The sequence below is a fragment of the Streptomyces sp. S465 genome (assembly GCF_026898115.1).
GTDB classification, from domain to species: domain Bacteria; phylum Actinomycetota; class Actinomycetes; order Streptomycetales; family Streptomycetaceae; genus Streptomyces; species Streptomyces luomodiensis.
This window is the reverse complement of record NZ_CP114036.1, coordinates 742,525-761,890: the sequence shown is the minus strand read 5'-3', so window position 1 is coordinate 761,890 and position 19,366 is coordinate 742,525. Positions and strand designations below refer to the sequence as shown.

The window sequence follows — 19,366 nt, the reverse complement described above, 5'->3', positions numbered from 1 at the left end:
GCGTGGCAATACCGGAAAGCGCCGCGCGGGAGGGGGACCGTCCCCCTCCCGCGCGGCGCTGTGCCACCCCGGGGGCCGGACTACGCGGTGGCGCTGTCACCGGAGTCGACCGCGGCGTACGCCTCGGCGAGGTAGTGGCCGAGCTGGGCGGGGGTGGCGTACTCCAGAATGGCGACGAGGGGGATCTCCACGTCGGTGAGCGTCATCAGATTGCGCGTCAGCTCCAGAGCGGTCAGCGAGGTGAGCCCGCTCTCCAGGAAGTTGCTGTCGTCGTCGATCGCGGCGGGCGCGAGGATGTCGGCGAGCTGCGCGCGCACCGTCTCCCGCATGATGTCCTCGCGCTCCTCGGCCGTGGCGATGGCGAGCGCCTGGTGCAGCGCCGCCCCGTCGAGTGCGCTCTCGCTGTTGTCCGTCTGCATCGCGGATCCGTCTCCTTGGGGGCCGGCGGCGTCGCCGCTGGGGTGGTTGTTGACTGTGGTGTGTGCGTTCATCGGATGCTCCCGCCTGGTTGGGGCTGGTCGGCGTGGTCACCGACCGTGGTGTGTGTGCGGCGTGGCCGAAGGCCGGAAAGGTCGTCGAAGAGCCGATGCGTGCCCAGCTCCGCGGCGTGTGCGCGCATCCAGGTCCAGTCGATGTCCGCGATGACCACGCACGCCGTGTCCGCCATGACCGCCTGCCGCAGCAGGGCGGCGGCCGAGCGCTGCGGCAGGGCGGACATGCCGTTGCTCCGGAGCTGCTTGGCGGCGCCGACGGCCGTGTCGGGATCGTCGATCGAACCCCAGCACACCGAGGTCGCCGGAACGCCCCGGGCCCGGCACTCCTGGGCGAGCGCGCTCAGGTAGGCGTGGGCCGGCGCCTGGTTGCCCAGTCCCGGGCTGGGCAGGACGCCCGCCACCGAGGAGCCGAGCACCAAGGCCGACAGCTCATGGCCGTCGGCGAGGGCGCAGAGGTTGACCGCGCCCGCCACCGTCGCCGCCCACTCACGCTCGATCCGCGCCACCTCCAGCTGCCCCGTCTCTTCGGCCAGCGGCGCCGTGAGATACAGCACCGCCGTCAGCGGGAGGTCCGCCGGAATGCCCGCGACGGCCGCGGCGAGCGCCTTCGGATCGGCCACGTCCACGGTGGCGACGGACACCTGTACGTCCGAGGCGCGCAGCTCGTCCGTCAGGGCGGCGGCCGGTGGCGCGGTGTCGATGAGCAGGAGGTGTTCGGAGCCCGCCTCGGCCGCCCAGCGGGCGGTGTGCCCGCCCAGAGCGGAGGCGGCACCCGTGATGAGGGCCGTTCCCCGGAACCGCCGGACAGGGGAGACGGGGAGCGTGGGTACGTCGCGCACCAGGCGCCGGGCGAAGCAGCCGTCGGCCCGCACGGCCACCTCCGCCTCGCCGTGCGACCCGGCCAGGACCCCGGCGAGCCGCCGTCCCGCCCGGTCGTCGAACCTGGCCGGAAGATCGACCAGCCCGCCCCGGCAGTGCGGCCGCTCCACCGCCAGCGCACCGCCCAGACCCCACAGCGCGGCCTGCTCCGGACGGCACATCACATCGCCCAGGTCGACGCTGACGCCACCGCGGGTGGCCAGCCACACCGGGGCCTCGATCCCGGCCCGCCGCAGCGTCCCGAACAACTCGACGGTGGTGCCGAGCGCCGGGCTCCGTCCGTCCTCGGCCGGTGGCCGGCCGTCGTCCACGGCCATCAGGGAGAGCACCCCCGCGACCGGCCGTCCGGCGACGGCCCCGGCCATCCGCCGGGCCCGGGTCGCCTCGTTTGACGGTGTGGTGTCCGGGGCGAGCGTGATGGTCTCGGCGCCATGGGCACGCAGGGCGGCGGCCACGGCGGCCACTGTGGCGTCGTCCGTGGTGCCGCCGGACGTCACGACCAGCCAGCTGCCGGTCAGCCGTGGCGCCACCGGATCGGTGAGGGACTTCCAGGCGATGCGGTAGCGCCACTGCCGCTGCCGCCGCCAGGTGGCGAGCGCGGGCAGGAGCTCCGCGAGCGCGTCCCGCCGGCCGGCGGGGACCTCGAGCGCCCGGGTCAGCGCCGCGGTGTCGGTACGCTCCACGGCATCCCAGAACTCGGCGTCCGCCCAGCTCTCCGCCCTGGGCACGGCATGAGCCGGAACCTCGTTCTCCAGCCAGTAGCGCTGTCGCTGAAAGGCGTAGGTGGGCAGTGCGACGGCACGGGGAGCCGGGCCGCCGCCGAACAGGGCGGCCCAGTCCACCGTGGCGCCCATGGTGTGCATACGGGCCAGGCCGCGCATCAGCGCCCGCACCTCGCACCCCTCGCCCCGGAAGGGCGACAGCACCAGCGCCGACGGGGCGGACGGCGGCACCGCCCCGCTCCCCAGCTCCCACACCGCGGCGGCCTCATCCAGCGAGGGCGTGGGCGGGCGCGCACCGTTCACCGTGCTCGTATCGGTGCCGGCGGCGACCAGCCGACAGGCGTGCGCCAGGTCCAGAACACCGGCGACATGCGCCGCGGCGATCTCACCGACACCATGGCCCAGCACCCCGTCGGGGCGCACCCCCGCCGAGGCCAGCAGCCGGGCCAGCGCGATGTACAGGGCGAACATCCCGGCCCGGGAGGACGTGTCGTGCTCGCCCTTCACCCCGAGCATCTCACCGACCTCGTCGAAGGCCGCCGCGAAGACCGGGAACCGGTCGTACAGTCCGGTGCCGGTGCCGGGGAGGTGACCGCCCTCACCGCCGAAGACGAACACCGTCCCGCCCGTCGAGGCCGCCGCGCCAGTACCGGCCGCCTCCGGTCCCACCACCGAGGGGTGCGGCGCACCGGCCGCCAGCGCCACCAGTCCCGCCCGCAACTCGTCCGGCCCCCGGCCGACCACGACCGCCCGGTGGTCGAACGAGGACCGCGTGGTCACCAGAGACCACCCCACATCGGCGGGGCACAGCCCCGGACCGGCCGCCGCCGTGTGCGCGGCCAGCGCACGGGCCTGACCGCGCAGCGCGGCCACGCTCCGCGCGGACAGCACCCACGGCACCACCCCCGGGTCGTGGGCACCACCGCCGCCGGGAGCGCCCTCCGCCGGTTCGGTGAACTCCTCGAGAATCACATGGGCGTTGGTGCCGCTGGCGCTGAACGAGGACACACCGGCCCGACGCGGCCGCGCCACCCGTGGCCACTCCATCCGCTCGGTCAGCAGCCGCACCGCGCCCTCGCGCCACCGCACCAGCCGGGTCGGCCGGTCGATGTGGAGCGAACGGGGCAGCACACCCCGGCGCATCGCCATCACCATCTTGATCACACCGGCCATCCCGGCGGCGGCCTGCGTATGGCCGATGTTCGACTTGATCGATCCCAGCAGCAGCGGCCGGCCGTCCGGGCGGTCCCGGCCGTACGTGGCGAGCAGCGCCTGGAGTTCGATGGAGTCACCGAACGCGGTACCGGTGCCATGTGCCTCCACCGCGTCCACGTCGCCCGTGGCCAGCCGGGCGTCCGCCAGCGCGTCGCGGATCAGCTGCTGCTGGGCGGGGCCGTTCGGCGCGGCCATGCCCGTACTGGCGCCGTCCTGGTTGATCGCCGAGCCGCGGATCACGGCTAGCACCGGACGGCCGTTGCGCCGCGCGTCCGACAGCCGCTCCAGCAGCACCAGACCGGCGCCCTCCCCGTACACCATGCCGTCGGCGGCGTCGGCGAACGACCGGCACCGGACATCGGGCGACAACTGGCGCTGACTGGAGGCCACCTGGAACACGCTGGCGGTGTACATGATGGCGGCGCCACCGGCCAGCGCCAGCGTGCACTCGCCCCGCCGCAGCGCTCCGGCCGCCAGATGCATCGCCACCAGCGACGACGAACACGCGGTGTCCAAGGTGACCGCCGCGCCCTGGAGACCGAGGGTGAACGCCACCCGGCCCGAGGACACACTGCCCGCGTTGCCGTTGCCCACATGGCCCAGCAGGCCCTCGGGGATCTCGTCCAGACGCGAGGCGTAGTCGTGGTACATCACCCCCGTGTAGACGCCGGTCCGGCTGCCCCGCAGGGTGTGCGGATCGATGCCCGCGCTCTCCGTCGCCTCCCACGCCAGCTCCAGCAGCATCCGCTGCTGCGGCTCGACCGCCGCCGCCTCCCGGGCATCCATGCCGAAGAACTCCGCGTCGAAGTCGGCCGCGTCATGGACGAAGCCGCCCGCCCGGACGTACGAGGTGCCGTGGTGCTCCGGATCGGGGTGATAGAGGTTCTCCAGGTCCCAGCCCCGGTCGGTGGGGAAGCTGGAGACGGCGTCCCGCTCGTCGGCCACCAGGTCCCACAGCTGTGCCGGGGTGCGCACCCCGCCGGGGAAGCGGCAGGCCATGCCGACGATGGCGATCGGCTCCGTCAGGTCCGCCCGGACCTCCAGCAGCCGCTGCCGGGTCTCATGGAGCTCGGCCGTGGTCCACTTGAGATAGTCGACGAGCTTTTCCTCGTTGCTCATGACCCGCCCGCACCCACCGTGCTGCGCGGATTGAGCTTCACCAGCGCCAGCTCATCGGGGGTCAGCGGCGGCTCGGTGAGCTCCGGGAGGACCCGGTCCTTCTGCATCAGCGACAGAAAGCCGCTGGACGCCAGCTCGGACTGCGGTGCCGTCAGGCTGATGACATCGGTCACCACATCGCACACCGCCGAGGCGCGGATCGACCGGTCGGCGATCAGATCGGAGAAGCGCTGCCGCGCCACGACCCCGCCCGTCAGCCGTGGATCCGTCGTGTTCATACGGCAGTTGACATACTCCACATCCTTGGACGCGGCCATGATCCAGGGATCGTCCACGACCGCGCTGATCGCCCGCTGGGCCCGCCGGGTCGCCCCGCCGCCGGTCCCGGACCGCTGAAGCTCGGTGTCCAGCGCGGCGGCCGCGCGGGCCGCGGAGCTCATCCCGTGACCGTAGATCGGATTGAACGCGGCCAGCGCGTCCCCGAGCACCAGCAGCCCCTCCGGCCAGCTGTCCAGCCGCTCCGGATACAGCCGCCGATTGGCGCCGACCCGGGAGACGACCACCGAGGTCAGCGGCTCGGCGAGGCCGATGAGATCGGCGACCAGCGGATGGCGCAGGGTCCGGGCGTAGGGCAGGAAGTCCTCGTCATGGGTGGGCAGGCCGGCGCCACGGGTGCACGACAGGGTCACCATCCAGGTGCCGTCCTCCTGCGGATACACCACCCCGAACCGGCCCGGCTCGCGCAGCCGGTGGTCGGCGGCCACATTGACCGCCGGGAACCCGGTGGCGGCGCCCGGCGGCGCCTGGTACACCCGGGTCGCGTACGCGATGCCCGCGTCGACGACGTCCTCCTCGAGCGGCGGCAGGCCCAGCGCGGTAAGCCAGTGCCTGAGCCGTGAACCGCGCCCGCAGGCGTCGATCACCACATCGGTCTCCAGCGTTTCCACCACCCCGCTGTCCATGTCGCGCACCCGCACCCCGGTCACCCGCTCGGCGTCCCCGACCAGATCGAGGATCTCGGCGCGCTGCCGCACCGCGATCCGCCCGGTGGCCAGCACGCGTTCGCGCACCTTCCAGTCCAGGAACGGGCGGGTGCACATGAGGGCGAACTGCCGCGGTGGAAAGCGGTGCTGCCAGCCGTGGGACGTCAAGGTCACCAGGTCCTGGTGGAATCCGATCCGGCGGGCGCCCGCGTCGAGCAGTTGGTCGATCATGCCCGGCAGCAGCGTGTCCACGATGCGCGCACCACTGGACCACAGCACATGGACATGGCGCCCCTGCGGCGATCCCTTGCGGTGCCGGGGGCCGTCCGGCAGCACATCACGCTCCACGACGGTCACCCGCTCCAGATGGCGGGCCAGCACATGGGCAGCCAGCATTCCCGCCCAGCCGCCGCCCAGAACGATTCCGTGTTTCGGTTCGGTCATGGTTTCGCTTTCGTCCCTTCACCGCTTACGCCTGTTACGTCGGACTGGGGCTGCCCTTGGCCTGGACCATCTTGGCGAGGTTCTGGGTGACCGCCATGAAATGCGCGACACCGGTGAGTTCGGGACCGTCGCCCACTTTCGTATCCGTGATGCCCCAGAACGCCTGGGCATGACGGGCCAGACCGTCATCATCGAGTTCGATCACACCGATGATGTTGAAGGTGAGTTTGGCCGGCGCGTACACCGTGACCGTGGTCGGTGTCACCACCCTGCGACCGTCCATCGAGGTGACCGGACGACCCGGGACCTCATGCACCTGGCATTCCATGGACCAGGCGATATGTCCGCGCAGGGCGTCCTTTCCGATGAGCGGAGGCGCGCCGACCGGGTCCTCGAAGACGACATCGTCCGAGAACAGCTCCAATACCGCCTCGACATCACCGGCGTTCATGCGCCGCGCGTATTCCAGAGCCATCTTCTTGAGAGTCGCCTCATCGGCCATGAACGCCTCCTGTGCGGTGCCGGGACCGTGGGGGATCAGCTGGCGATGCCAATGTCCGACCTCCCCCAGAACATCTGCAATTCCTGAATGAGACCACCGGACCCGGTGCGCATCATCAGGACGTAATCCCAGGTGATACGGGCGTTCTCCGGGGTGTCGGGGGCCGCCAGCCAGCCGTGCTCGGCGAAGCCGGGACCCTTGGGCAGATAGTCCATCGTGGCCGTCACCGGCACCAGCACGTGCGCACCGTCCTGCCCCGCCACCGGCTCGCCGGGAATCTCGGTGATACCCGCCCGAGTGAGGTCCTCGAAATGCGCACGCAAGGCGTCCCGTCCGGTCCTGCGCCCCGAGCCGACCGGATCTTCGAAAACGACCTCGTCCGCGTAGAGTTCGAGCAGCCCGTCGACATCCGCGGCGTTCATCCGGCGGCTGTGCTCGAGAATGAGCTTCTTACGGCTTCGCTCATCAATCACCGTGTACCCCCATGGGCGTGCTCTCCGTCGCTTTTACTCCGGCCAAGGTCCTGGTCGATGAACTGGAAAATCTCGTCGGCCGTGGTGGCGTCCTGAATACGGCCGGCCGCCGGACCTTCATCCGTTCCGTCGCCGTGCGGCGCGCCCAGCCTCGCCAATGTGGTTCGCAGGCGCTTGTGCAGGGTTTCCCGTGCCGCCTCGTCCCGGACCGCGGAAAGCAGCGCGCTTTCCAGCCTGTCGATTTCGCCCAGCACCGGGGTGAGCGGATCCACGTCCTCGGGCGCCAGTTCCTCGTGCAGATGCGAGGCGAGGGCGGCCGGATTCGGATGGTCGAAGATCAGGGTGGTGGCCAGCCGCAGACCGGTCACGGCGGTCAGCCTGTTCCGCAGCTCGATCGCCGTCAGCGAGTCGAAGCCCAGATCCAGGAAGCCGCGTTCGGTCTGGATCCGGCCCGGGTCGGAGTGGCCGAGCGCCGCCGCGGCATGGGTGAGGACCAGATGGAGCAGTGTGCGGCGCTGTTCCTCCAGCGGCAGCGCGGCCAGATGACCGGCCCAGTCGGTGTGCGGCCGCGCGGTGGCCGCGGTGCGCCGGGCCGCACCGCCACCGGTGAGCGCCCGCAGGGGAGCGGGCAGGGTCAGGGCCGGTTGCCCGGCCAGCGCACGGACGTCCAGGTCGATGGCGATCAGATGGGGATGGCCGTGGCGCACGGCGGCGTCCAGCAGCCCCAGCGCCCGCTCGCTGGACATCGCCCCGATGCCCGACCGGGCCATCCTGGCCCGGTCCGCCTCCCCCAGATGTCCGGTCATCCCGCTGGCGTCCGCCCACAGGCCCCACGCCACCGAAAGACCCGGCAGGCCCAGGGCGCGGCGCCGGGCGGCCAGAGCGTCGCAGTAGGCGTTGGCCGCGGCGTAGTTGGACTGCCCGGAGGCGCCCAGCGTGCCCGCCGTGGAGGAGAACATCACGAAGAAGGACAGCGGCAGCTCCGCGGTCGCGGTGTGCAGATGGGCCGCGGCCGTGGCCTTCGGACGCCACACCCGCGCCAGTCGCTCCGGAGTCTGGGTGGTGAGGACGCCGTCGTCCAGCACCCCGGCCGCGTGGACGACACCGGTCAGCGGATGTGCGGGATCGACCTCGGCCACCAGACCGGCCACCGCGTCCGGGTCGGTGACATCGACCGCGGCGATCCGCACATCAGCGCCCAACTCGGCCAGCCGGTCGGCGAGTTCACCGGCCCCGGCGGCGTCCGGACCGCTCCGGCTCACCAGCAGCAGACGCCTGGCCCCCCAGGCGCGGACGAGGTGCTCGGCGACCAGAGCGCCCAGGGTGCCGGTGCCACCCGTGATCAGTACGGTGCCATCGGTGTCGATCCCGACGGCGTCCTCGGCCGGCTCATCGACGGCCGGGCCGGGCGCGGCGGCTCCCGCGCGCACCATCCGGGGCACCAGCACCCGTCCGTCCCGCACCGCCACCTGGGGCTCGTGCAGATCGATGGCGCGGACCACGGCCGCCACGACGCCCTCGCGACTCGCGTCGAGCTTGCTGGCGTCGCGTCGACCGGCATCGAGACGGCTCTCGGCGGAGCGGCTCGCGTCGAGGTCGAGCAGCACGAACCGGCCCGGGTTCTCCGACTGGGCGCTGCGGACCAACCCCCACACACCGGCACCGGACGGATCCAGCGCGGCGTCGTCGCCCGCACGACCCGTCGCCATCGCACCCCGTGTGACGACCACCAGCCGGGTCTCGGCCAGCGCCGGCCGCCGCAGCCAGGACTGCACCAGCCCCAGCAGCTCCTCGGCCGCCCCCAGCCCGCCCCCGTGGCCGTCCCTGGTGGAGTGCGGATGGGTCAGGACGACCGCGGGGGCGGCCTCGCCCGCGTCGACCGCCGCGATCAGCGCATCCAGATCCGGATGGCACACCACGGCATCAGCGGTGACACCCGCCGCGACCGGCTCTGCCAGCCCCAGCCGGTCTTCGCCCAGCACCACCCAGCCGCCGTCGCCGACCACCGACTTCGGGGACGGCTCGGTGGCCGGAGCGGGCAGGGGAGCCCACTCCAGCCTGAACAACCCGTCCACGCCCCGCGCGGCGGCAGCCGTACGCAACTGGTCGGTCGGGGCCGGACGGGTCACCAGTGAGTCGACGGTGAGCACCGGAGCGCCCACCGTGTCGGCCACCGTCAGCCGCAGCGACTGCCGCTCCTCGTCCCGCGACAGCCGTACCCGTACCGTGGCCGCCTCCGTGGCCCACAGCGACACGCCGTTCCAGGCGAACGGCAACCACACCCGGCCGTCGTCCTCCTGCCCCTCGGGCCGGTCCATCAGCAGCGACGGATGCAGCGCCGCGTCGAGCAGCGCCGGATGGATACCGAATCCGCCCCGTCCTCCCGCGGCCTCGGGCAGCGTCACCTCGGCGAGGACATCCCGGCCATGGCGCCACGCGGCCTTCAGCCCCTGGTACGCCGGACCGTATCCGTACCCCGCCGCCAGCACCTGCTCGTAGAAGGCGTCGACGTCCAACGGCTCGGCGCCCACGGGCGGCCAGGCGCCCTCCAGCCCCTCCACCGGCGCGGGGACCTCGCTCGCGGGCGCCAGCACACCCACCGCATGGCACCGCCACTCCGCGTCCGGGCCGGGATCGACGGCCTGGCCGACGCGATCCGGGCGGTCGGAGTGATCGGGACGGCCGGGACGGTCGGGACGGGAGTACATCCGCACCTCGCGCCGACCGTCTTCCGCCGCGGCACCGACCACCACCTGCACCCGCAGTCCACCGGACTCGGGAAGCGCCAGCGGAACCTGCAACGCCAGCTCCTCCACCCCGCCGCAGCCGACCTCGTCGGCCGCCCGCAGCGCCCACTCCACCAGCACCGCTCCCGGCGCCAGCACCGCGCCCGCCACCACATGCTCGGCCAGCCACGGGTGGGACCGTGCGGAGAGCCGGCCCGTGAGCACATGGGTGGTGCCGTCGGCGAGCTCCACGGCGGCGCCGAGCAGCGGATGGCCCGCGGAGGTCAGCCCCAGGCCGGCCGGATCGCCACCCGGTCCGCCCTCGCCGTCCAGCCAGTACCGCTCACGCTGGAAGGCGTACGTCGGCAGGTCGATGACGCGGGGCGTGGGATCGGTGCGGAACCAGCGGGTCCAGTCCACCTCGACGCCCGCGGTGAACGCCTGCGCCACCGACCGCGCCAGCTGGGCCGGGCCACCGTGGTCCCGCCGCAGGGTCGGGATGGTGATCGCGTCGACCCCCGCCTCCTCGAAGGTCTCCTGCATGCCGATGGTGAGGACGGGGTGGGTGCTGGCCTCAATGAACACGCGGTGGCCGTCGTCCAGCAGGGCGCGTACGGCGTCGGCGAAGCGCACCTGTTCGCGGAGGTTCGTCACCCAGTAGGCGGTGTCGAGCCCGGCGGTGTCCATGCGGGCGCCGGTGACGGTCGAGTAGAACGCCACCTGGCCCGGCACCGGCTTGACCCCGGCCAGCAGCTCATGCAACTCCTCCGCGATCTCATCGACCTGGGCGCTGTGGGAGGCGTAGTCGACGTCGATCAGTCGGGCGCGGTGGCCGGTGCGTTCGCAGGCGGTGATGGCGTGGGTGATTTGGTCGGGTGGTCCGGAGATGACGATGGAGCCGGGTCCGTTGATGGCGGCGATGGCGATGTCTGCCGCGTGGGTGCCGAGGTTGGTGAGGAACGTGGTGGCGTGGTGGGGGTTGATGGTCAGGGAGGCCATGGCGCCGTGGCCGGCGAGGCGGCGTAGGGCTTGGGAGCGGAGTGCGACGATGCGGGCGCCTTCGTCGAGGGTGAGGGCTCCGGCGACGCAGGCGGCGGCGATTTCGCCTTGGCTGTGGCCGATGACGGCGGTGGGGGTGAGGCCGTGGTGGTCCCATACGGTGGCGAGGGAGACCATGATGGCCCACAGGGCGGGTTGGACGACGTCGACGCGGGTGAGGTCGGCGGCGTTGATTCCGCCGCGCAGGACGTCGGTCAGTGACCAGTCGATGTGTGGGGTGAGGGCTTGTTCGCACTCGGCGATGCGGGTGGCGAAGACGGGTGAGGCGTCCAGGAGTCCGGCGCCCATGCCGAGCCATTGTGAGCCTTGGCCGGGGAAGACCAGGACGGGTCCGGTGCCGTCTGTGCCCGGGTTGCTTGTGGTGGTGGGTTGGATGAGGCTGGGGTGGGTTTCGCCGGTGGTGAGGGCGTTGAGTCCGGCGAGGAGTTCGTCGCGGTTGTGGCCGACGATGACGGCGCGGTGGTCGAAGACGGATCGGGTGGTGATCAGTGACCATCCGACGTCTGTCGGTGAGAGGGTGGTGTCGGCGGTTACCCGCTCGGCCAGTGCTCGTGCCTGGCCGCGCAATGCGTGGGTGCCGCGCCCGGACACCACCCATGGCACCACACCGGGTGTCGCCGTGCCGTCGTTGTGCGGGGTGTCCGGTTCGGGGTCGGTTCCGGTCTCCTCGGGGGCCTGCTCCAGGATCAGATGGGCGTTCGTCCCCGAGATGCCGAACGACGACACACCCACACGTCGCGGCCGCCCGTGCGCCGCCCACTCGACCGGTTCGGTCAGCAGCCGCACCGCACCCGTGCCCCAGTCCACATGCGGTGTCGGCTCGTCGATGTGCAACGAGAGAGGGAGCACCTCGTGCCGCAGGGCCTGCACCATCTTGATGACGCTCGCCACTCCGGCGGCGGCCTGGGTGTGCCCGATGTTGGATTTGACCGAGCCCAGCCACAGCGGACGTCCCTCCGGCCTGCCCTGGCCGTACGTGGCCAGCAGCGCCTGGGCCTCGATCGGGTCACCCAGCGTCGTGCCCGTACCGTGCGCCTCGACCGCGTCCACCTCGGACGGCGACAGCCCGGCGTCGGCCAGCGCCTGCCGGATCACCCGCTGCTGGGAGGGTCCGTTCGGCGCCGTGAGGCCGTTGCTGGCGCCGTCCTGGTTGACCGCCGAACCCCGGATCACCGCCAGCACCCGATGGCCGTTGCGCCGTGCCTGCGACAGCCGTTCCAGCAGCACCAGACCGACGCCCTCGGAGAAGCCCGTGCCGTCCGCCGCCGCGGCGAACGCCTTGCACCGCCCGTCCGGGGACAGCGCCCGCTGACGCGAGAACTCGGTGAACCCACCGGGCGTGGCCATCACCGTCACCCCGCCCGCGAGGGCCAGCGAGCACTCGTCCTGCCGCAGTGCCCGCACCGCCAGATGCGTGGCCACCAGCGACGACGAGCACGCCGTGTCCACCGTGACCGCGGGCCCCTCCAGACCGAACGAGTACGACACCCGGCCCGAGACCACGCTGCCGAGGTTCCCGGTGGCCACGTAGCCCGCCGAGTCGCTGGTCGTCTGGCCGATGAGCGACAGATAGTGATACGAGTCCACCCCGGCGTACACCCCGGTGTCACTGCCGCTCAGCGCCTCCCGCGTCAGCCCCGCGCGCTCGAACGCCTCCCACGCGGTCTCCAGCAGCAGCCGCTGCTGCGGATCCATCGCCGCGGCCTCACGGGGGCTGATCCCGAAGAACTCGGCGTCGAAATCGGCCACATCGCGCAGAAAGCCACCCTCGCGGGCGCTGCTGGTACCGGCGTTCTCCGGATCCGGGTCATAGAGGTTCTCCAGGTCCCAGCCACGGTCCTCGGGGAACGAGGAGATGACGTCCACTCCCTCGGCCACCACCCGCCACAGATCCTCGGGCGTCGCCACATCGCCGGGGAAGTGGCAGGCCATCCCGATGACGGCGATGGGCTCCCGGGCGCGGTCCTCGACCTCGCGCAACTGCCGCCTGGCCAGACGCAGATCGGCGGTCGCCCGCTTGAGATAGCTGCGGAGCTTCTCGTCATCCGTCATATCGCATCAACCCGATCGTCACGGCGGTCCTGATTCAGCGGTCCTGATTCGGCGGTCTTGATTCGGCGGTGTGGTTCAACGGTCTGGTTCCGCGGTCCCGCCTCACCGGGGACCGTCGTCGGAGGAGACGGTCAGCTCGTTGTCGAGCGCCCGGAACAGCTCCTCGTCGCTGGCCGACGCCAGATCCTCCTCGACGGGGTCGTCCCCGTCGGCGCCGTATGCCGGGCCGGTCACCTTGCGCAGCAGCTCCCGCAGCCGCGCCGCGATCCCGGCCCGCTGCTCCCGGTCGGGGATTCCCTGGGCCAAGGCCGTGTCGAGGGTGTCGAGACCGGTGCGGAGCGAGGCCAGCGGTGTCACCCCGGCCGGGGCCAGCAGCTCCCGCAGCAGCCGCACCACCGCAGCGGGCGTGGGGTGGTCGAAGACCAGCGTGGCGGGCAGCCGCAGACCGGTGGCGGCACCCAGCCGGTTCCGCAGTTCCACGGCGGTGAGCGAGTCGAAGCCCAGCTCCCGGAAGTTCTGGGCGGGGTGGATGGAATCCGCCGTGTCATGACCCAGCACCGTCGCCGTGGCGTTGCGCACCAGCTTGAGGAGCGCCTGCTGCCGGTCCTCCTCGGACAGCGCGGCGAACGCCTCCGCCGACGCCGCTCCGCCCGTGCCGGCGGCTCCGGTGGCCGCCTGCGCGGTGGCGCCGCGCACCAGACTCCGGAAGAGGGCCGGCGGTTCTCCGACACCGGCCTCACGCCGCAGGGCGGCCAGGTCGAGCCGGATGGGCGCCAGCGTGGGAAGACCACTGCCGAGGGCGATGTCGAGCAGCGCCAGGCCCTGCTCGGTCTCCAGCCCCATCATGCCGGACCGCGCCAGCCGCGCCCGGTCGGTGTCGGTCATCCCCCCGGTCATGCCGGTGGCCTGCGTCCAGTACCCCCAGGCGAGGGAGGTGGCGGGCAGGCCCTGGGCATGACGGTGCACGGCGAGCGCGTCCAGGAAGGCGTTGGCCGCGGCGTAGTTGCCCTGTCCGGCGGCGCCCAGCAGCCCGGCGGCCGCGGAGAACAGCACGAACGCCGACAGCCCGGCGTCCCGGGTGAGCTCGTGCAGATGCCACGCCGCGTCGGCCTTCGCCCGCAGCACCTCGTCCAGCTGATCGGGGGTGAGCGCCTCGACCGTGGCATCGCGCAGCAGCCCGGCGGCGTGGACGACGGCGGTGAGCGGATGGCGGTCGGGAACCGTCTCCAGCAGCTTGGCCAGGGCACCCCGGTCGGCCGCGTCACACGCCGCGATCGAGACACGCGCGCCGAGCCCGGTCAGCTCGGCCGCCAGCTCCGCGGCACCCGGGGCGTCCGGGCCCCGGCGGCTGATGAGCAGCAGCCGCCGTACGCCGTGGTGGACGACCAGATGGCGGGCGGTGGCGGCGCCCAGGGTGCCCGTGCCACCGGTGATGAGGACCGTGCCCTCCGGGTCGAGGGCGGTGGGCAGGGTCAGGACGATCTTGCCGATGTGACGGGCCTGGCTGAAGTGGCGGAACGCCTCGGGAGCCCGGCGGATGTCCCACAGCGTGGTCGGCAGCGGCTGGAGCGTCCCGTCCGCGAACAGGGCCGACAACTCGGCCAGCATCTGCTGGATACGGTCCGGCCCCGCGTCGCCCACCAGGTCGAACGCACGGTAGACGACCCCCGGATACCGGGCGCCGACCTGCCCGGGGTCGCGGATGTCGGTCCTGCCCAGGTCGATGAAGCGACCGCCGGGCGCCAGCAGCCGCAAGGACGCGTCCACGAAGTCACCGGCCAGGGAGTTGAGCACCACATCGACGGATCCCGCGGCGGCGCGGAACCGCTCCTCGAAGTCGAGAGTGCGCGAGGAGGCGAGGTGACGGTCGTCGAAACCGCGCTCCCGCAGGGCATGCCACTTCGTGGGGCCCGCGGTGGCGTACACCTCGGCCCCCCAGTGGCGCGCCAGCTGCCCGGCCGCGAGCCCCACACCACCGGTGGCCGCGTGCAGCAGCAGCTTCTCCCCGGCCCGCAGTCCGGCGAGATCGGCGAGACCGTAGTAGGCCGTGAGAAAGGCGGACGGCATGGTCGCCGCCTGCGCGTAGGACCATCCGGCGGGGATCGGGGTGATCATCCGGATGTCGGTGATGACCAGCGGCCCGGTGCCGTTGAACAGCCCCATCACCCGGTCGCCCACCGCGAACCCAGCCGTCCCGGGCCCCACCTCGACGACCACCCCCGCACCGTCGCCGCCGAGCGGCCGGGGGTCCTCCACCATGCCCAGCGCCACGACGACGTCGTGGAAGTTCACACCGCCCGCCCGCAGCGCCACCCGGACCTCGCCGCGCCCCAGCGGGCGGGTGTTGTCCGGGCAGTCGACCAGGGCCAGATGGTCCAGGCTGCCCCGGCCCGTCAGCCCCAGACGCCAGGCGCCCGAACCCTCCGGCGGGGTGAGCCGCCTGGCCACGTCGTCATGAACCAGCCGCGGTACGTACGCCGTGCCGTCGCGCAGCGCCAGCTGGGGCTCGCCCGAGGCCACCGCACCGGCCAGCGCCCGTCGCGAAGTGTCCCGTTCGTCGAGGTCGAGCAGCAGCACCCGGCCCGGGTTCTCCGACTGGGCGCTGCGCACCAGACCCCAGACAGCGGAGGCCGGCAGGTCGTGGACATCGTCATGGCCGCGCGGCGCGACCGCCCCACGGGTGACCACCGCCAGCCGGACGCCGGTGAACTCGGGGGCGGCGAGGAACTCCCGCAACGCCCCCAGGGCCTCCTTGCCGAGGTCGTGGGCGCGCTCCACCGGACCGCCCCGGCCATCGGCGGGGGAGCCGAAGAAGGCGAACACCACCTCGGGGGCCGGGGCCCCGTCCGCCACGGCCGTCCGCACGGCGGTGAGATCCGGAAGGCGAGGGGCGTCCGGCAGCGCATCGGCCGGCGGACCGCCCTCCGGGCCGATGACGGCCGAACGGAACGCGACGGCGCCCTCGGCCGGTGTCATCCGCGTCCAGACCGGCTGGAACAGCGAGTTCCTGCCCGCCCAACGGGCCTGGCCCAGCTGTCCGCCCGGCACCGGGCGCAGGATCAGGTCGTCCACGACGGCCACCGCGGCCCCGGTCGGATCGGCCGCGATCAGCGTGAGCCGGTCCGGTGCCGTCGGGGTGATACGGATGCGCAGGGTGTCCGCCCCAGTGGCGCGCAGCCGCAGACCGCTCCAGGTGAAGGGAAGCAGGATCCGGTGGGCGTCCTCGGAGTCCGGGTCGACGTCCAGCGCGCGGGCGTGCAGCGCGGCGTCGAACAGGGCGGGATGGATACCGTACGCGGCCGCGCCGGCGCGCTCCCCCTCGGGCAGGGACACCTCGGCGTAGACATCGCCGTCCAGCCGCCAGGCGGCGGTGAGCCCCTGGAAGGACGGTCCGTAGTGGTAGCCGTGGTCGGCGAGCCGCCGATAGAAGTCCTCGACGGGCAGCGGCGTGGCCCCCGGTGGCGGCCAGGCACCGTCGAGCGCCGAGGAGCCGGCCGTGGCCGAGGTGGCCAGCGCCCCGGTGGCATGCCGGGTCCAGGCCGCGTCGCCGGCGTCGTCGGCCGCCGGCCGCGCATGCACCGTGATCGGCCGTTCCCCGGTGTGATCGGGCGCGGCCACGGCGATCTGCACATCGACCGCCTCACCCTCCGGAATCACCAGCGGCGCGTGCAGGGTCAGCTCCGCCACATGGTCACAGCCGGTCCGCACGGCCGCGTGCAGGGCGAGTTCGGCGAAGGCGGTGCCCGGCAGCAGGATGGTGTCCAGCACCCGGTGGTCGTTCAGCCACGGATGGTTCCGCGGGGACAGCCGGCCGGTGAGCACATGGGCACCGCCCTCGGCGAGCTCCACGGCGGCGCCGAGCAGCGGATGCCCGGCACACCCCAGCCCGAGATCGCCCGGGTCGCCACTGTGGCCACCACGCCCGTCCAGCCAGTACCGCCGGCGCTGGAAGGCGTACGTCGGCAGGTCGATGACGCGGGGCGTGGGGTCGGCGCGGAACCAGCGGGTCCAGTCCACCTCGACGCCCGCGGTGAACGCCTGCGCCACCGACCGCATCAACTGCGCGTGGTCGCCGTGGTCGCGTCGCAGGGTCGGCACCGTGACCGCGGGCACACCGGCTTCCTCGAAGGTCTCCTGCATGCCGATGGTGAGGACGGGGTGGGTGCTGGCCTCGATGAACACGCGGTGGCCGTCGTCCAGCAGGGCGCGTACGGCGTCGGCGAAGCGCACCTGTTCGCGGAGGTTCGTCACCCAGTAGGCGGTGTCGAGCCCGCTGGTGTCCATGCGGGCCCCGGTGACCGTCGAGTAGAACGCCACCTCCGCCTGGACGGGTTCGATACCGCACAGCACCTCCTTCAGCTCCTCCGCGATCTCATCGACCTGGGCGCTGTGGGAGGCGTAGTCGACGTCGATCAGTCGGGCGCGGTGGCCGGTGCGTTCGCAGGCGGTGATGGTGTGGGTGATTTGGTCGGGTGGTCCGGAGATGACGATGGAGCCGGGTCCGTTGATGGCGGCGATGGCGACGTCTGCTGCGTGGGTGCCGAGGTTGGTGAGGAATGTGGTGGCGTGGTGGGGGTTGATGGTCAGGGAGGCCATGGCGCCGTGGCCGGCGAGGCGGCGTAGGGCTTGGGAGCGGAGTGCGACGATGCGGGCGCCTTCGTCGAGGGTGAGGGCTCCGGCGACGCAGGCGGCGGCGATTTCGCCTTGGCTGTGGCCGATGACGGCGGTGGGGGTGAGGCCGTGGTGGTCCCATACGGTGGCGAGGGAGATCATGATGGCCCAGAGGGCGGGTTGGACGACGTCGACGCGGGTGAGGTCGGCGGCGTTGATTCCGCCGCGCAGGACGTCGGTCAGTGACCAGTCGATGTGTGGGGTGAGGGCTTGTTCGCACTCGGCGATGCGGGTGGCGAAGGCGGGTGAGGCGTCCAGGAGTCCGGCGCCCATGCCGAGCCATTGTGAGCCTTGGCCGGGGAAGACCAGGACGGGTCCGGTGCCGTCTGTGCCCGGGTTGCTTGTGGTGGTGGGTTGGATGAGGCTGGGGTGGGTTTCGCCGGTGGTGAGGGCGTTGAGTCCGGCGAGGAGTTCGTCGCGGTTGTGGCCGACGATGACGGCGCGGTTGTCGAAGACGGATCGGGTGGTGATCAGTGACCATCCGACGTCTGTCGGTGAGAGGGTGGTGTCGGCGGTTACCCGCTCGGCCAGTGCTCGTGCCTGGCCGCGCAATGCGTGGGTGCCGCGCCCGGACACCACCCATGGCACCACATCGGGGGTGACCGTGCCGTCGTTGTGCGAGGTGTCGGGTTCGGGGTCGGTTCCGGTCTCCTCGGGGGCCTGCTCCAGGATCAGATGGGCGTTCGTCCCCGAGATGCCGAACGCGGACACCCCGGCCCGGCGCGGACGGTCCCCACGCGGCCAGGGAACCGGCTCGGTCAGCAGCCGCACCGCACCCGACGTCCAGTCGGCGTGGGGCGTCGGCTCATCGATGTGCAGTGAGGCGGGCAGCAGCTCATGCCGCATCGCCATCACCATTTTGATCACACTGGCCGCACCGGCGGCGGCCTGGGTGTGCCCGATGTTGGACTTGACCGAGCCCAGCCACAGCGGACGTCCCTCCGGCCTGCCCTGGCCGTACGTGGCCAGCAGCGCCTGGGCCTCGATCGGGTCGCCGAGGGTGGTCCCGGTGCCGTGTCCGTCGACCGCGTCCACCTCGGCGGTGGACAGCCGCGCATTGGCCAGCGCCTGCCGGATCACCCTTTGCTGGGAGGGCCCGTTCGGCGCCGTGAGGCCGTTGCTGGCGCCGTCCTGGTTGACCGCCGAACCCCGGATCACCCCGAGGACGCGACGATGGCGGCGCCGCGCCTCACACAGGCGCTCCAGAACGATCAGCCCGGCGCCCTCGCCCCAGCCGGTGCCGTCGGCGGCCGCCGCGAATGGCTTGCAGCGGCCGTCCGGGGCCATGCCACGCTGCCGGGAGAACTCGATGAAGGCGCCGGGTGTGGCCATCACGGCCACCCCGCCGGCCAGGGCCAGATCGCATTCGCCCTGCCGCAGCGCCTGACAGGCCAGATGGACGGCGACCAGTGACGAGGAACACGCGGTGTCCACCGTGACCGCCGGGCCCTCGAGGCCGAGTGCGTACGCGACCCGGCCGGACACCACACTGCCGAGGTTCCCGGCGCCGACGTAGCCCTCCACCTCGCTGGTGATGTCGCCGATGACCGACAGATAGTCATGCGAACCCACCCCGGCGTACACACCGGTGTTGCTGCCGCTCAGCGACTCCCGGCTGAGTCCGGCGCGTTCGAACGCCTCCCACGCGGTCTCCAGCAGCAGTCGCTGCTGCGGATCCATGGCCTGGGCCTCGCGGGGGCTGATGTCGAAGAAGGCCGCGTCGAATGCGGTCGCGTCGTAGCAGAACCCGCCCTGGTCCACGTAGGACTTCCCGTAGCTCTCGGGATCCGGGTCGAACAGCTCCTCGGTGTCCCACCCCCGGTCCGTGGGGAAGCCGGAGACGGCGTCCGCACCGTCCCGCACCAGCCGCCACAGCTCCTCCGGCGACCGCACCCCACCCGGATAGCGGCAGGCCATGCCGACGATCGCGATGGGCTCCGGCTCGGCGGACTCGGCCTCCCGCAGACGCTCACGGGTCTGGCGCAACTCGGCCGTGACCCACTTCAGGTGGTCGAGAAGCTTCTCTT

Annotated in this window: 5 protein-coding genes and 2 pseudogenes; all 7 read right to left on the bottom strand. The window is 72.5% G+C overall.

Features of this window, described 5'->3' with window-relative positions; all coding sequences use genetic code 11:
• Nucleotides 1–80: 80 nt before the first annotated feature.
• Complete coding sequence (locus tag N6H00_RS03340; RefSeq protein WP_268970013.1) at nucleotides 81–491, bottom strand: acyl carrier protein; 411 nt, start codon at nucleotides 489–491, stop codon at nucleotides 81–83.
• 287 nt (nucleotides 492–778) lie between these two features.
• A pseudogene (locus N6H00_RS03335) lies at nucleotides 779–4,429 on the bottom strand (type I polyketide synthase); the annotation flags it as partial.
• Nucleotides 4,426–5,856: an NAD(P)/FAD-dependent oxidoreductase gene (locus N6H00_RS03330; RefSeq protein WP_268970011.1), complete on the bottom strand. Its 1,431-nt coding sequence runs from the start codon at nucleotides 5,854–5,856 to the stop codon at nucleotides 4,426–4,428. The pseudogene N6H00_RS03335 and the gene N6H00_RS03330, both read right to left, overlap by 4 nt.
• A 34-nt stretch (nucleotides 5,857–5,890) precedes the next feature.
• Nucleotides 5,891–6,358, bottom strand: a complete 468-nt coding sequence (locus N6H00_RS03325; protein WP_268970010.1) for a nuclear transport factor 2 family protein — start codon at nucleotides 6,356–6,358, stop codon at nucleotides 5,891–5,893.
• 35 nt (nucleotides 6,359–6,393) lie between these two features.
• A complete protein-coding gene (locus tag N6H00_RS03320; RefSeq protein WP_268970009.1) occupies nucleotides 6,394–6,780 on the bottom strand; it encodes a nuclear transport factor 2 family protein in 387 nt (128 codons plus the stop codon).
• Nucleotides 6,781–6,827: 47 nt separating this feature from the next.
• The gene (locus tag N6H00_RS03315) at nucleotides 6,828–12,668 is read right to left on the bottom strand and encodes a type I polyketide synthase (protein ID WP_268970008.1); all 5,841 of its coding nucleotides are present in this window, start codon (nucleotides 12,666–12,668) and stop codon (nucleotides 6,828–6,830) included.
• A 102-nt stretch (nucleotides 12,669–12,770) separates the two neighbouring features.
• Nucleotides 12,771–19,334: pseudogene (locus tag N6H00_RS03310) on the bottom strand (type I polyketide synthase); the annotation flags it as partial.
• Nucleotides 19,335–19,366 lie beyond the last annotated feature (32 nt).

Coding starts and splice junctions, on each gene's coding strand:
- N6H00_RS03330 (WP_268970011.1), bottom strand. CDS start 5,856: ATGACCGAACCGAAACACGGAATCGTTCTGGGCGGCGGCTGGGCGGGA.
- N6H00_RS03315 (WP_268970008.1), bottom strand. CDS start 12,668: ATGACGGATGACGAGAAGCTCCGCAGCTATCTCAAGCGGGCGACCGCC.
- N6H00_RS03325 (WP_268970010.1), bottom strand. CDS start 6,358: ATGGCCGATGAGGCGACTCTCAAGAAGATGGCTCTGGAATACGCGCGG.
- N6H00_RS03320 (WP_268970009.1), bottom strand. CDS start 6,780: ATGAACGCCGCGGATGTCGACGGGCTGCTCGAACTCTACGCGGACGAG.
- N6H00_RS03340 (WP_268970013.1), bottom strand. CDS start 491: ATGAACGCACACACCACAGTCAACAACCACCCCAGCGGCGACGCCGCC.